The organism is Shewanella violacea DSS12, assembly GCF_000091325.1.
Classification (GTDB): domain Bacteria; phylum Pseudomonadota; class Gammaproteobacteria; order Enterobacterales; family Shewanellaceae; genus Shewanella; species Shewanella violacea.
On sequence record NC_014012.1, the window covers coordinates 3,485,196 to 3,499,907 of the forward strand.

Below are 14,712 nucleotides of genomic sequence, written 5' to 3' on the forward strand. Positions count from 1 at the left end.
CTTAAACTCCCTTCCCCGCTGATGACTCTATGTTGAAGACTCTATATTCGTTGAAGACTCTATATTCGTTGAGGACTCTATATTCGTTGAGGACTCTATATTCGTTGAGGACTCTATATTCGTTGAGGACTCTATATTCGTTGAGGACTCTATATTCGTTGAAGACTCTTTATTATGTTGAAGACTCTAAAAAGTCCTGGGCGAAGCGTTGCAATATCCCGCCCGCTTCATAGATTGTCACTTCCTCTGCGGTATCTAAACGGCACTTAACCGGCACTTCAACCTGCTCACCATTCTTACGAGTGATGATCAGCGTTAATGCAGCCCCTGGCGTGCGCTCGCCAATCACATCATAGGTTTCGCTGCCGTCGATTCCATAGGAATGGCGGTTATTGCCACCGGTAAACTCAACCGGTAATACCCCCATGCCCACCAAGTTAGTGCGATGAATACGCTCAAAACCTTCGGCGACAATCACCTCTACGCCAGCAAGACGTACGCCTTTGGCGGCCCAATCACGTGATGAACCTTGACCGTAATCGGCTCCGGCGATAATGATCAAAGGCTGTTTGCGCGCCATATAGGTTTCGATAGCTTCCCACATGCGAGACTCAATGCCTTCGGGTTCGATGCGTGTGAGTGAGCCTTGCTTAACCTCTGCTTTGCCATTCTTACCGAGCTGAGTCACCATTTCATTAAACAGCTTAGGGTTAGCAAAAGTAGCACGTTGGGTCGTTAGATGATCGCCCCTGTGGGTCGCATAGGAGTTAAAATCAACTTCCGGTAAACCCATCTTATCCAGATAAGCTCCGGCGGCACTTTCGAGCATGATGGCGTTCGAGGGAGACAGATGATCTGTGGTGATGTTGTCACCAAGCACAGCCAGAGGACGCATGCCCTTCATGGTGCGCTCACCTGCGAGTGCACCTTCCCAATAAGGAGGCCTGCGGATATAAGTACTCTGTGGACGCCAATCATATAGCGGGTCGTTATCACTGCCATACTCGACTTTAATATCGAACATAGGCTCATAGACCTTGCGAAACTGCTCAGGTTTAACACTTTGGGCAATAACCGCGTCTATCTCTTCGTCACTGGGCCAGATATCTTTCAAGGTCACATCATTGCCCTGACTATCTTTGCCGAGCACATCTTTTTCGATATCGAAGCGAATGGTACCGGCAATCGCGTAGGCGACAACCAGAGGAGGTGACGCTAAGAAGGCTTGTTTGGCGTAGGGGTGGATACGACCATCGAAATTTCGATTGCCCGAGAGCACCGCCGTTGTGTACAAGTCTCTGTCGATCACTTCTTTTTGAATCACTGGATCTAACGCGCCGCTCATGCCGTTACAGGTGGTGCAGGCGAAACCTACGATACCGAAACCCAATTGCTCCAATTCTGACAACAGCTTGGCATCTTCAAGATACAACTGCACGGCTTTGGAACCCGGTGCCAGTGAGGTTTTCACCCAAGGCTTACGGGTCAAGCCTTTAGCATTGGCATTACGGGCGATAAGCCCTGCTGCAATGACATTGCGGGGGTTTGACGTGTTAGTACAACTGGTGATGGCGGCGATGATACAGGCACCATCTGGCATCAAGTCTTTGCCATCGGCATCTTGACTCATATCGTAATGACCACTGATCCCCTTCTTGGCAAGATCGCTTGTCGACACACGGCGATGGGGATTAGAAGGTCCGGCGATGTTACGACCAACCGATGACAAGTCAAAATGCAGTACTCGCTCATACTCGGCATCTTTTAGCGTATCGGCCCACAAGCCAGCTTGCTTGGCATAGTTTTCAACCAGTTTTACCTGGCTATCATCCCGGCCTGTCAGCTTAAGATAATCTATGGTCATCTCGTCGATATAGAACATGGCGGCAGTGGCACCAAATTCCGGGGTCATGTTCGAAATAGTGGCGCGATCGCCCAATGTCAGCGCTCTAGCACCTTCGCCATAGAACTCTAAATAGGTTGATACCACTTTCTCACCCCGTAAAAACTCGGTGATCGCTAGCACGATATCCGTCGCGGTGATCCCGCTCTGACGTTTACCCACCAGCTCGACCCCGACAATATCGGGCACTCGCATGTAAGAAGGACGTCCCAGCATGACACTTTCAGCTTCTAAACCGCCAACACCTATGGCGATAACCCCAAGGGCATCGACATGTGGTGTGTGGCTGTCGGTTCCTACTAAGGTATCGGGAAATGCTACCCCATCGCGGGACTGGATAACGGGAGACATCTTTTCCAGGTTGATCTGGTGCATGATGCCGTTACCGGGCTGAATAACATCTATGTTTTTAAATGCCGTTTTAGTCCAGTTGATGAAATGGAATCTGTCATCGTTACGCCTGTCTTCGATGGCGCGGTTCTTCTCGAAGGCATCTTTCTCAAATCCGGCGTGCTCCACCGCTAAGGAATGGTCGACAATCAGCTGAGTCGGCACCACAGGATTGACTTTAGATGGGTCGCCGCCCTTGGCGGCAATGGCATCACGCAGACCAGCCAAGTCGACTAACGCCGTCTGACCAAGAATATCGTGACACACCACGCGAGCGGGATACCAGGGGAAATCCAGATCTTGCTTGCGCTCGATGATCTGTTTCAGTGAGTCGGTCAGCTTAGCTGGCTCGCAGCGACGAACTAGGTTCTCGGCGTAAACACGAGAGCAATAAGGCAGCTTGCGGTATGCACCTGGGCTGATAGCGTCTACGGCAGCCTCGGTATCGAAGTAATCGAGTTTACTGCCGGGTAGAGATTTACGGTATTGGGTATTCATCTTTATTTACTCAATTAGCGGTGTCTAGGCCCTAGTTCCTAGGAACTCGGGCCTAGCTTCTGGGCGCTTATCTTGTTTCGATTGGCGTCACTTTACGTGGCTCGCTGCCGGTGTAATCGGCGCTCGGGCGAATGATGCGGTTATTCGAACGCTGCTCCATCACATGGGCCGCCCAGCCGGTTAAGCGTGAACAAACAAAGATGGGGGTAAATAATTTAGTGGGAATGCCCATAAAATGATAAGCCGATGCATGGAAAAAATCCGCATTACAGAAGAGTTTCTTGCTGTCCCACATAAACTCTTCACAGGCGACGGAAATATCATAGAGGCTAGTATCGCCATTCTCCTGGGCTAGCTTCTCAGACCAGGCCTTGATGATCACGTTGCGAGGATCTGAGGTACGGTAAATGGCATGACCAAAACCCATAATTTTCTCTTTACGCTCTAGCATACCCGCCATCTGCACCTTGGCATCCTTGGGTGAGCTAAAGCTCTGGATCATATCCATTGCCGCCTCATTCGCGCCGCCATGTAGCGGACCGCGCAAGGTGCCGATAGCACCTGTAATACAAGAGAACATATCGGACAGGGTCGATGCACACACACGTGCGGTAAAGGTCGAGGCATTAAACTCATGCTCAGCATAGAGGATTAGTGACACATCCATCACGCGGCGATGCTGCTCAGAGGGGGTTTTGCCGTTGAGAAGATGCAAGAAATGACCGCCTATAGAGGCTTCATCTGTGACACAATCTATCTCGACGCCTTCATGGGAATACTTGTACCAGTAACACATGATGGCTGGAAATGCGGCAAGGAGACGATTGGCGGCATGGTTTTGCTCAGAAAAATCATTTTCTGGCTCTAAATTTCCAAGGAAAGAACAAGCTGTGCGCATCACATCCATAGGATGGGCATCACGAGGAATACGCTGCAACACCTCTTTCAGTAGCTGAGGTAGATCCCGCAGTGTGCTCAGTTCGGCCTTATAGGTCTCGAGTTGATCCACCGTGGGCAGCTCGCCATTAAACAACAAGTAGGCGACCTCTTCGAAGCTGGTATTGTCGGCCAAATCTGACACGTCATAGCCACAATATGTTAAGCCACTGCCCGATTTCCCCACGGTACAAAGGCTAGTTTCGCCGGCACTTTGTCCACGTAGTCCTGCACCACTCAGTTTTTTATCTAGCATTACTCTTTCCTCTATTTGTTAACTGTGACCTCGCCCCTGTATGCTTGCTTCACAGAGTTTTGATAACGGGTCATCTATTTTTATCATGCTTTATGTAAGGTTTTATGACGCTTTATCTCCCAGGCAAGGCCTATATCGCTAAACACTTGCCAGGCTTAACTCTGTTAACTAACTGCTATCTACATCTACAGGCTAAATGACTTTTTAGAGCCACTAAGCTACTTGTTCTTACCTTCGCTAAACAGCACATCTAACTTCTGCTCATAGGCGTGGTACCCAAGATAATCATAGAGTTCCATGCGGGTCTGCATCTTGTCGGTTACCGCCTTCTGATCGCCATCTTTTAGAATGGTTTCATAGACCATCTCTGCCGCCTTATTCATGGCCCTAAATGCCGACAGCGGATAAAGCACCATGGCGCACCCCCACTCTCCTAGCTGCTGTTTATTCCACAATTCGGTCTGACCAAACTCGGTAATATTGGCCAAAATAGGCACATCTAATGCCTCGGTAAAGGCGCGGTAATGCTCCTCTGTTTTCACCGCTTCGGCGAAGATGCCATCAGCACCGGCGGCTACATAGGCTTTAGCTCGCGCGATGGCGGCTTCTAGACCTTCTTGAGCGAAGGAGTCGGTTCGCGCCATGATGAAAAAATCTGGATCTGTGCGGGCATCCACTGCCGACTTGATCCTGTCGACCATCTCAGCAGTCGAGACAATCTCCTTATTAGGCCTGTGACCACAACGCTTCTGAGCAACCTGATCTTCCATATGCACGGCAGCCGCACCCGCCTTCTCCATATCTCGTATGGTCTTAGCTATGTTGAACGCCCCGCCCCAGCCAGTATCGATATCCACCATTAAAGGCAGGTCGCAGGCTGATGTGATGCGTTGTACATCTACAATCACATCATTTAGCGAGGTCATGCCTAAGTCGGGTAAGCCGTATGAAGCATTCGCCACACCGCCACCAGAAAGATAGATGGCCTGGTGACCTATCTGCTTTGCCATCATGGCGGTGTACGCATTAATGGTGCCCACTATCTGCAAGGGGGTATTATTTTCTAGAGCAAGACGGAATTTTTTACCCGGTGAAACAGTTATTGATAAACTTTCTGACATCTTAGGTCTCCTGTGATTCTTGTTCTGCTTGTTGCAGGGCAATTTTATTTTCAATGTTTTTTCTAGAAGCGGCAATATGACGGCGCATTAATAACTCAGCGAGTTCACCATCCCTATCACTGATTGCTTGAATAATGTTTGAGTGCTCGGTAAAAGCGCGAGTGGCTCTTGGGCTATGCATACCAAACTGACAACGGTACATGCGAACTAAATGATACAACTGACCGCAAATAAGATTAATCAGCTGCTGATTATGACTACCAAGAATAACTTTATAGTGAAAATCCACATCTCCTTCCTCTTGATAATAAGACACACCGTCTTGCAGTGCTTTATCACCTGCATGCTGAGTTAGCATATTTTGCATATGTGCTATCTCATCATCTGTCATATTCATTGCAGCCTGCCGACACGCCATGCCTTCAAGTGCTTCTCGGGTAATATATAATTCAAGCAGGCCCTCTATAGTGCAATCAACTACGCGCGAGCCTATATTGGCCTTGCGTTCTATCAAGTGACATTTTTCCAGGCGATTTAACGCTTCACGTAAAGTAGAGCGACTTATTTGATAGTGCTTAGCAAGTTCTGGCTCACTTATTTTGCTACCGGCTGCCATATCTCCTTCAACAATGGCATGTTGAAGTTGTTCAAAGACCTTATCGGCTGTGGTTACTGCTGCTTGTTTTGTTGGGTTAAGTAAAAGCATATGGTCTCATTCAAGCTTATTGATAATTTTCACACCTTTACCGACGAGAAACATTGTCGACAAAGTTACTCACATAACGCAATAGTAACGCAAAGTTGATATTATTCAAGTAACAACAGATTAAATTGTCGACAATCTTAAGAGGCGGGGTGTTTTAGATGTTCATAGGGGAAAATAACAAAAGATGGATGTAATCATTATTGCTGGGCTTTGGCCTCGATTGAGCCAGATTAGTTTCATTGTTTTTTTACTAAGATACGCAGATAAAAACTTCAAACATCTTAATGACATAATAGTTAGTCGATAATATATTTATCGATAATGCTTACACCTATAGAACAGCTATTGATGTTCTATATTACCTACTTGGTGTCACTTCCTCTTCTACTCTCGCCTAAATATGTTTGTATTACCTTTCAACAAAAAATTGTCTAAAACAATAAAAATAAGGAAACATATATGGCCAATTATAAAAAAAAAGAAACATACATGGCCCATTATAGAATAAAGAGCATCCAAGAAACTTTTACTAAATCTTTACTTGCTCTTGCGGTCACTTCAATTGCTTTTAGCACCAATGTCATTGCTACTGAGGTTAAAGATGAGCAAAGGAAAATAGAGAGAATTGAAATAACGGGCAGTAGAATAAAACGCACTGATATTGAAGCGGTAACACCTGTGATTTCAATTTCAGGCGATGATATAAGAAGAACGGGTGCTTTAAATATTACTGAAGCCCTAAATAAATTACCAATAATAGTACCTGACTTAGGCGATACCACCAGTAACTCTAACGGTATTGCCGGCATGTCAACCCAAAATTTACGAGGTTTAGGCGCAGAAAGAACCTTAGTTTTAGTTAATGGTAGACGTCATGTTCCTTCCATGCCGGGGAGCACATCGGTAGACATGTCAACTATACCTATGCCCCTTATTGAGCGAATTGAAATAATGACAGGTGGTGCATCGGCCATTTATGGTGCTGATGCTGTTGCAGGTGTTATCAACGTCATTTTGAAAAAAGAATATCAAGGCACTACTATAAACGCCACTTATGGTATCTCTGGCGAGTCAGATGGCCAAAGACACGGTCTAGATATCACACATGGTTCTAGTTTACTCAATGACAGTGCCAATATAGTACTCAATTTCAGTTACTATAAATCTAAACCCGTTATGGCAGTGGACAGAAGCTATGTTGATAGAGACATAGCCTATTTAACCAACCCTAATGATCCTGAAGGGGATATCTCAGGTATTCCAGATAGAACAATTCAAGAGTATGTGCGATTTTTCAACCAAGAAGATCGAAACTTCTTCATTAATAATGTTGTCTACAGACAAAACCCAGATGGCAGTATTTCGCCTACGCCTATGGGGTCAATGGGAATTATGGGGGACCCGGAGGCTGGCTTCTTTAAATCATATACCAATTCAGATAGCGGCTATTATTTTGGTGATTATAATTATCAAAGATTAAGTGTCCCTTCCGAAAAATTCAACTTTAACCTCACCTACCAACAAGAGCTCACTGATACTACTCACCTACTCCTTGATGCTAAATATGTAACTGGTTCCTCAGAACAACGCTGGAATCCACATTCTGAATACGGTGGTAACTACTTACCTACAGATTACGCATTTTATACTTCAGAGCAAAAAGCAGAAGTTGAACGTATTGGCTCGGGTCTAGAATGGGCTGGTAGTTTTCCAGAGTTAGGCCAATCTGGCGCAACTTGGGAACATGAAATGTACCAAGTGGTTGCTGTGCTGGAGGGCGAGATATTTAGCGACTTCAATTGGACATTGTCTGCTCAACATGGACAATCAAGCAGTGAAGACACCAGATATGGAGATTTAAATCAAGCTAACTGGGATGCTGGTAAGGGAGCCTGGGGAACAAGTTGTGACTCTGACTGTGTGCCACTTAACATTTTCCAACCATTAACCCAAGAGATGATTGATTATGTCAGTATCAAACCACACTCAGGCAAAGCAGAGCTGAAACAATCCATTGTTTCAGCTTCAATCACAGGCGATCTATTTGAGTTACCCGCTGGCACTGTCGGTTTTGCTACAGGTTTAGATTATCGAAAGGAAAGTAGCTCTGACATGCCATCTAGTGTTTCACAAAGCGGTATTGGCAGTGGTTATTCGGTGACTAAGCCTATTTCGGGTAATTATAATGTGACTGAAGTTTTCTCTGAGGTCAGGATACCTTTGCTTTCAAACGTTTTTCTTGCTCAAACTTTATCTGTTGAGGGAGCCATTCGTTATGCCGACTATAGTACAGCCGGTGGTAACACTAGCTGGAATTTAGGAGCAGAATGGCAGCCTATCAGTGATCTTAAGTTCAGAACATCACTGGCCAAAGCGGCACGTGCACCAAACATTAATGAGGTATACGCTACAGAAAACTTTGGTGGTGAATGGTTGGTTGACCCATGTAATGCTTGGTCTGTCACTGACAATCCAACACGTACCGCAAACTGTGCGGCTTTAGGTGTTGATCCAGATGCTATTCCATACTGGACATGGACAAACCAGAATTTCTCCGGTAATAAAGAGCTAAAATCAGAAGAAGCCAAGACACTGACTATAGGTGCGGTAATATCACCACGATATATCGATAATTTAAATATAATTGTTGATTACTGGGATATTGATTTAACCGATGAAATAAACTCCTATGACATGAATACCATTGTAAATGGCTGTGTTGATTCAAAGAGTATAGATAACCAATTCTGTGACTTTATCACTCGTGATGATAATGGCATTGTCACCTTAGTAGAGATGACACAACTCAACCTCGCAGCCCATAAAGTAAGAGGTTTAGATATGAAGCTAGACTATTCATATTCTTTTGACTCTTATGGTGACCTTTCTTTCACCACACTATGGTCAAAGATGCTTGAGAGGACATTGCAATCTGATTCAGACCAAGAGCCAGAAGAGTTTGTTGGCGGCATGGCATATCCAGAGTGGCGAGGAAATATTAGCGCTAGCTATAGCCTAAAAGATCTCTCAACAAGCTTAACCTTCAGGTATATTGGTGAGCAAAGCACTGACATTAGCTTAACTGAAGAGGACCGTTCTCCGCTTACGACTGGGGGGATATGGTATACCGATATCAATGTTAACTATTACATTAGTGAAAACTTTTTTATTAACTTAGCAATCAATAATCTAACTGATCAAGGTACACCACAAATACCCTCAGCAAACCGAGGTGGTGCAAGCTATCACATAGGGTACACGGGTGGCCTTTATGACACTATCGGTCGATACGCGGTCTTAAGTACCAGCTACAACTTTTAATCTACACCAGTAAAAATAACTAAGACTCGATTAGCTATTTATCAATTCACCTTGATAAATAGCTTTTCTATTTCAACAAATTGAAATTAAACAGCTCACATCGTTTAAGATACCCTATGATTTGTACTGTTTTTATTCCCCTCTGTTTACATTCAAACATGATATAAAGCTTCAAACACTCGCCAAACAATACTTATATACAAGCTAGACGATACGGCACTAGGCTAATCAATTAATCGCTTCTCCAATCATGGCGCGACTGAGGGCATACTTTGTCGACAACTCAGCTTAGCCACTTAGGGGAAGCTACTTGCACAATATTCAGTTTTAGGTGAATAAAATCTTACTGCCGCTGTAACGGGTTATTCGGTGACCAAGGCCATGGGTTAACCCAGGATTTTTGACCCACACTCAAGAATGCACCATAAAGATGTTACAAAAGATTGTAATAAAACCAACAAGCACGGCTTTGCCTATAGGGTCGCCTATGAGACAATCGAGCCATGAAAATTTATGCCCATATTCACAAGGCCCCCATACGCGTGTTCCGCATAGGCAGAAAGCGATTTTGGATCAGGTTAAAACGAGACATGCTTATTTTAAAAGATGCATTGTCACAAGAGAAACAGGAGACCAAAGATATGTTGGTCACCTATAAACGTTACACAAAAAAGCAGGCCAGCCGTGAAGAGCTAGCCGAGGCCAATAAGCAATTCGGTGATCTGTTAAAAGGATTAGGCCTGGGCGTATTTGCCGTACTACCGTTCGCCCCTATTACCATACCTCTGGTAGTCAAACTTGGAAAAATAGTAGGCGTAGATGTACTGCCAAGCTCATTTAACAATCTTTCCAGAAAGAAAAAGAAACGCTCCGCTACATTGACTGAAAATGAAAAATAACCTGTGACGTTTTAAATCTCCATTTTCCCACCCTTCTCTATTACAGCTCCTTTCCCCCGCTTTGATTGCCTGTTACCCTATTGAGTTATAAAAATAACCCTCCTCAAATTGATACAAGCAGCAGCGAGCACGCGTCCAACATGACTGAATTATTGATCTCAGGTGCCCAAGGCACCCCCCTCACTATCTTACACACAGATGCATACTCAACTTGGCTAGCCGAGCAAGACACTCAGACCACAAACTGGCTAACTACGACTCAGTTTAATGGCAAAGGCATGAGCCTAATTCCAAACGGTGCAGGTGAACTCTCTCAAGCCATTTATGTGAGCTCTGAGCTAGATTCCTATTGGTTATGCGGCGACCTAGTAAACCAGCTTCCTGCCGGTCGCTACACCATCCAGGGCAGCGATGAGCAAATTAAAGTCGCGGCATTTAGCTGGGGTCTAGGCGCATATAAATTCGACCGCTATAAGCGCAATGACAAAGTATATCCGCAACTGGTATTGCCGACTCAGGCTCAAGTCGATGAAATGAACAAACTGGTTCGCTCAGTGACTATCGTGCGTGACCTGGTCAATACACCAGCTGCAGACATGATGCCTCAGCACTTGGGTGAGACAATGGAGGGTTTGGCCAAGGAATTTGGTGCAAGCATCACTCAGATAGTTGGCGATGAACTGCTCGAACAAAACTACCCGACTATCCACATGGTAGGCCGAGCAAGTGAAAACCTGCCGCGCCTAATAGATATGACCTGGGGTGATGAGAATGCACCTAGAGTCACCTTAGTGGGTAAAGGTGTGTGTTTCGACTCCGGCGGACTGGATCTGAAACCCGGTGCAGGCATGCGTTTGATGAAAAAAGACATGGGCGGCGCCGCTCACGTTATCGGCCTGGCACACCAGATCATGGCGAGTAACTTACCAATACGTTTGCGCGTATTGGTACCAGCAGTCGAAAATGCAGTATCGGCAAATGCTTTCCGTCCAGGTGATGTGATTAAGACCCGTAAAGGCATCACAGTTGAAATTGATAACACAGATGCCGAAGGCCGCTTAGTCTTGTGTGATGCATTAGCCGAAGCCAACAATGACAAGCCTGAGCTGATGATAGATTTCGCCACACTAACAGGTGCAATGCGCATCGCCTTAGGCACCGAGCTTCCCGGATTCTTCAGTAATGATGATCAAGTGGCAGCCGATATGACTCAGTCAGGCCTCAAGGTACAAGATCCTATCTGGCGCATGCCACTGCACAAGCCATACCTGGAACTCACCGGCAGTGATATCGCCGATCTAGCCAACTGTGGCCGTGTTCCTCAAGGTGGTGCTATTACTGCAGCACTCTATCTCGAATCCTTCGTCGATGCAGACATTAGCTGGTCTCATTTCGATGTAATGGCATGGAACACGCGTAAGCTTCCCGGTCGCCCAATCGGTGGCGAAGCCTTCGGTATTCGTGCGGTATTCGATTATCTGCAGACACGTTTCGTCAAATAAGCCCTAGCGTTCCTCACTCAATATTGCCACCGGCCATGATCCAATATCACTAGTCGGTGGCAACACACAAAAATGTAATAAAATCCCACATCTCCAAACACTCAAGCCGTTAACGCTTCGATAACGAACAAATTCAGACTAAAAACACGTCAAACTGTAATTAAACAAGATAACCGACTGGAAATTTCATAAATTACTCGTATAATCCTTTCCCAGCTTAAGACTCAATGCTTTTGCCACCTAATACTGGCTGTTACAGGGATATGTGATAGACCCACGGAGCTGGACCAGCAGAATTTGTTGCGGGTTTACCGATGACTCCACCCTTGTAGTTTAGGCCGGAATACCCGTAACTCAGTATTCTCTCTTCACGATACCTGCCCTCTTCCTGCATCAGGAGGCTGTCAGCTAGCCGACACTTCAAGCTCTGATTCATCTTCGACTCGCTCTCTATAGATCAGATTTGGATAAAAAATGCAGTTGTTAATTAGCTTGGCCGGAATATTCTTTCTTCTATTCTGTGGTTGGATCTTCTCTGAGAACCGCAGAGCAATTAATTGGCGTACCGTGATCGGTGCCTTAATTCTTCAGGCTGGATTTGCAGCCCTAGTCTTGTATGTCCCAATGGGACAACAGCTACTGGGCTCAGTAAGCCAGGGAGTCACGGCAATTTTAGGATTTGCCGACCAAGGTATTCAATTCATGTTCGGTCCTCTGGCAAATAACGGTTTCGTGTTTGCCATTAAGGTCCTGCCCCTAGTCATCTTCATCAGCGCGCTCATCTCCATGCTGTATTACTTAGGTGTAATGCAATGGGTCATCAAGATCATAGGTGGCGGCCTACAAAAGTTATTGGGAATTAGCCGCGCAGAATCTTTAGTCGCCACGGGTAATATCTTTCTCAGCCAAGGTGAGTCACCTCTGCTAGTTAAGCCCTTTCTGCCTAAGATGACACGCTCGGAGCTCTTCGCCCTAATGACAGGCGGCATGGCTTCGGTGGCTGGTAGTGTTTTGGGTGGGTATGCAGGTCTGGGAGTCGAGTTAAAGTACCTGATTGCAGCCAGCTTTATGGCTGCGCCAGGCAGCTTGCTGATGGCAAAACTGCTGGTACCAGAAGTCGATACTCCAGTGAGTAACCAAAACCTAGATATGAGCCGCAGTGAAGATCACAATGTCGTCGATGCCCTCGCCTCTGGAGCGATGAATGGCATGCGGGTAGCCGTTGCCATTGGCACCATGTTGATCGCTTTCATCAGTGTTATCGCCATGTTCAACGCGGGTATAGAGCAAGTGGGTCTTTGGTTTAACTTCGAAGGCGTGACTATGCAAAGCATACTGGGTTACATCTTTGCTCCCATTGCTTTCATCATAGGTGTCCCCGCAGATGAGATGATGCTGGCCGGTGGCTTCATAGGTCAGAAGCTTATCCTCAATGAATTCGTGGCCTTCATGGATTTCGTGTCGATAAAAGAGCAACTGTCGAATCATACTCAGGTCATCATCACCTTCGCACTCTGTGGCTTCGCTAATATTGGCTCGATTGCGATTCAACTGGGCAGTATTGGGGTCATGGCGCCTGAGCGCAGCGCTGAAGTCGCTAAGCTAGGTTTTAAGGCGGTATTGGCTGCTACTCTGGCCAACCTGATGAGCGCCGTACTCGCCGGTATCTTCATCAGCTTTTAACCAATAATATTCAGGGGCTTGTATAAGCCCCTGAATAAGCCGCTAGATTCGACAGCACTGCACAAGCCGTTAATTGGCTGCGCTAACTCATGTCGAAAATTTACGGCTGCAATCTTAATACTCTATCTATGTCTTCTGCACTATGGCGATTTGGAACTTGTTCCCACTCTTCACCCCAGGCACGATTGACCATACGTCCTCGTTGTACAGCCTCTCTTTCAGATAGCATCTTAGCCCAACGTAGAAGGTGAGTATAACTTTCAACTTGTAAGAAATGTCCAGCATCATACAAGTTGCCCAACACCAAATTGCCGTACCAGGGCCATATTGCCATGTCCGCAATACTATATTCTTCACCCGCTACATAAGTAGTTTTAGATAATTGCTTATCTAAAACATCTAGCTGTCGTTTAACTTCCATTGCAAAGCGGTTGATCGGGTATTCCAGCTTTTCATCGGCATAAGAATAGAAATGTCCAAATCCTCCACCAAGGAAAGGAGCTGAACCTTGGACCCAAAATAGCCAGTTAAATGTCTGGGTTCTAGCACTAGCATCTTGTGGTAAAAACTGACCAAATTTCTCTGCTAGATGAACCAGAATTGAAGCTGATTCAAATACATTAACCTCATCATCAGCGGATTTATCCACTAGAGCAGGGATTTTTGAATTTGGATTAACGCCAACAAATCCTGACGAAAATTGTTCACCTTCTCCAATGTTAACTAGGTATGCATCATATTCAGCCTCTTTGATCCCTAGGGCTAATAGCTCTTCTAAAAGAATCGTAACTTTTTGTCCATTAGGTGTACCCAAGGAGTAAAGTTGTAAAGGGTGCTCACCTACAGGTAAGTCTTTCTCGTGTGTTGAGCCTGAAACCGGGCGGTTAATGCTTGCCCATTTATTGTCGCTACTAGTATTAACCCACACCTTAGGCGGCGTATATTCATTACTCATCATTTTTCCCTACACTTGATTAACGTACAAATGTGGTTCTAGTTAAATACTTTCAAAACAAATAACACTCGTCATCTTTGCTTTGAACCTCAAGCAGAATATCATTAATCTATTGAATATTTTAATCTTATTAGTGAGTGATATTTGACTGAGTGGAATGATTATTGGACTGAGTGGAATGATTGTTGAAGAAAACTAATAAGCGCACAAGCTGCTAAATAAACCCAATCTTGCACCCTATACGACGTCTGTAAATATTTTTTATAGGCCTTAAACATGAGATATAAGAAGTCGACTCTTAGGCTAACCATGGCATCTGGGACTGACTTTGTGTAAACCTCAAATATAAGAAGTCCAGATACAAGCCGGTATATAAGAAGCATACTCCTACACCATCCATTATATCCGCAGATAGCTCTTCACTATGAGACATCCCTGTACAAACCCCCTCTTACACCATCCATGGCATCCGGGATAGCTCTTAACTATGAGACATCCATGTACAAACCCACTCCTATGCCATCCATGGCATCCGGGGATAA

General features: G+C 45.4%; 9 protein-coding genes. 4 read left to right on the top strand and 5 right to left on the bottom strand.

Annotation, left to right across the window (positions count from 1 at the left end; all coding sequences use genetic code 11):
* Nucleotides 1–172: 172 nt before the first annotated feature.
* From acnD to SVI_RS14520, 4 genes are all read right to left on the bottom strand, one after another.
* The gene (gene acnD, locus SVI_RS14505; protein WP_013052349.1) at nucleotides 173–2,791 is read right to left on the bottom strand and encodes a Fe/S-dependent 2-methylisocitrate dehydratase AcnD; all 2,619 of its coding nucleotides are present in this window, start codon (nucleotides 2,789–2,791) and stop codon (nucleotides 173–175) included.
* 67 nt (nucleotides 2,792–2,858) lie between these two features.
* Nucleotides 2,859–3,983 (bottom strand): bifunctional 2-methylcitrate synthase/citrate synthase, encoded by a 1,125-nt coding sequence (gene prpC / locus SVI_RS14510; protein WP_013052350.1) that lies wholly within the window; start codon nucleotides 3,981–3,983, stop codon nucleotides 2,859–2,861.
* Between the two features lie 218 nt (nucleotides 3,984–4,201).
* Nucleotides 4,202–5,104 carry a methylisocitrate lyase gene (gene prpB / locus SVI_RS14515; protein WP_041419982.1) on the bottom strand — a complete coding sequence of 301 codons (903 nt, stop codon included), beginning with the start codon at nucleotides 5,102–5,104 and terminating at the stop codon, nucleotides 4,202–4,204.
* A gap of 1 nt (nucleotide 5,105) precedes the next feature.
* Nucleotides 5,106–5,810, bottom strand: a complete 705-nt coding sequence (locus SVI_RS14520; RefSeq protein ID WP_013052353.1) for a GntR family transcriptional regulator — start codon at nucleotides 5,808–5,810, stop codon at nucleotides 5,106–5,108.
* A 459-nt stretch (nucleotides 5,811–6,269) separates the two neighbouring features.
* Between SVI_RS14520 and SVI_RS14525 the strand changes: the two genes are divergently transcribed.
* From SVI_RS14525 to SVI_RS14540, 4 genes are all read left to right on the top strand, one after another.
* Nucleotides 6,270–9,131, top strand: a complete 2,862-nt coding sequence (locus SVI_RS14525) for a TonB-dependent receptor plug domain-containing protein (RefSeq protein WP_013052354.1) — start codon at nucleotides 6,270–6,272, stop codon at nucleotides 9,129–9,131.
* A gap of 503 nt (nucleotides 9,132–9,634) precedes the next feature.
* Nucleotides 9,635–10,030 (top strand): hypothetical protein, encoded by a 396-nt coding sequence (locus SVI_RS14530; protein WP_013052355.1) that lies wholly within the window; start codon nucleotides 9,635–9,637, stop codon nucleotides 10,028–10,030.
* Between the two features lie 140 nt (nucleotides 10,031–10,170).
* Nucleotides 10,171–11,532 carry a leucyl aminopeptidase family protein gene (locus tag SVI_RS14535; protein WP_041419983.1) on the top strand — a complete coding sequence of 454 codons (1,362 nt, stop codon included), beginning with the start codon at nucleotides 10,171–10,173 and terminating at the stop codon, nucleotides 11,530–11,532.
* Between the two features lie 474 nt (nucleotides 11,533–12,006).
* The gene (locus tag SVI_RS14540) at nucleotides 12,007–13,215 is read left to right on the top strand and encodes a NupC/NupG family nucleoside CNT transporter (protein WP_013052357.1); all 1,209 of its coding nucleotides are present in this window, start codon (nucleotides 12,007–12,009) and stop codon (nucleotides 13,213–13,215) included.
* A 100-nt stretch (nucleotides 13,216–13,315) separates the two neighbouring features.
* On the opposite strand, the gene yghU is transcribed toward SVI_RS14540, so the two are convergent.
* Nucleotides 13,316–14,170 (bottom strand): glutathione-dependent disulfide-bond oxidoreductase, encoded by an 855-nt coding sequence (gene yghU / locus SVI_RS14545; protein WP_041419984.1) that lies wholly within the window; start codon nucleotides 14,168–14,170, stop codon nucleotides 13,316–13,318.
* Between the last annotated feature and the right edge of the window lie 542 nt (nucleotides 14,171–14,712).

Coding starts and splice junctions, on each gene's coding strand:
- acnD (WP_013052349.1), bottom strand. CDS start 2,791: ATGAATACCCAATACCGTAAATCTCTACCCGGCAGTAAACTCGATTAC.
- prpC (WP_013052350.1), bottom strand. CDS start 3,983: ATGCTAGATAAAAAACTGAGTGGTGCAGGACTACGTGGACAAAGTGCC.
- prpB (WP_041419982.1), bottom strand. CDS start 5,104: ATGTCAGAAAGTTTATCAATAACTGTTTCACCGGGTAAAAAATTCCGT.
- SVI_RS14520 (WP_013052353.1), bottom strand. CDS start 5,810: ATGCTTTTACTTAACCCAACAAAACAAGCAGCAGTAACCACAGCCGAT.
- SVI_RS14525 (WP_013052354.1), top strand. CDS start 6,270: ATGGCCAATTATAAAAAAAAAGAAACATACATGGCCCATTATAGAATA.
- SVI_RS14530 (WP_013052355.1), top strand. CDS start 9,635: ATGAAAATTTATGCCCATATTCACAAGGCCCCCATACGCGTGTTCCGC.
- SVI_RS14535 (WP_041419983.1), top strand. CDS start 10,171: ATGACTGAATTATTGATCTCAGGTGCCCAAGGCACCCCCCTCACTATC.
- SVI_RS14540 (WP_013052357.1), top strand. CDS start 12,007: ATGCAGTTGTTAATTAGCTTGGCCGGAATATTCTTTCTTCTATTCTGT.
- yghU (WP_041419984.1), bottom strand. CDS start 14,170: ATGAGTAATGAATATACGCCGCCTAAGGTGTGGGTTAATACTAGTAGC.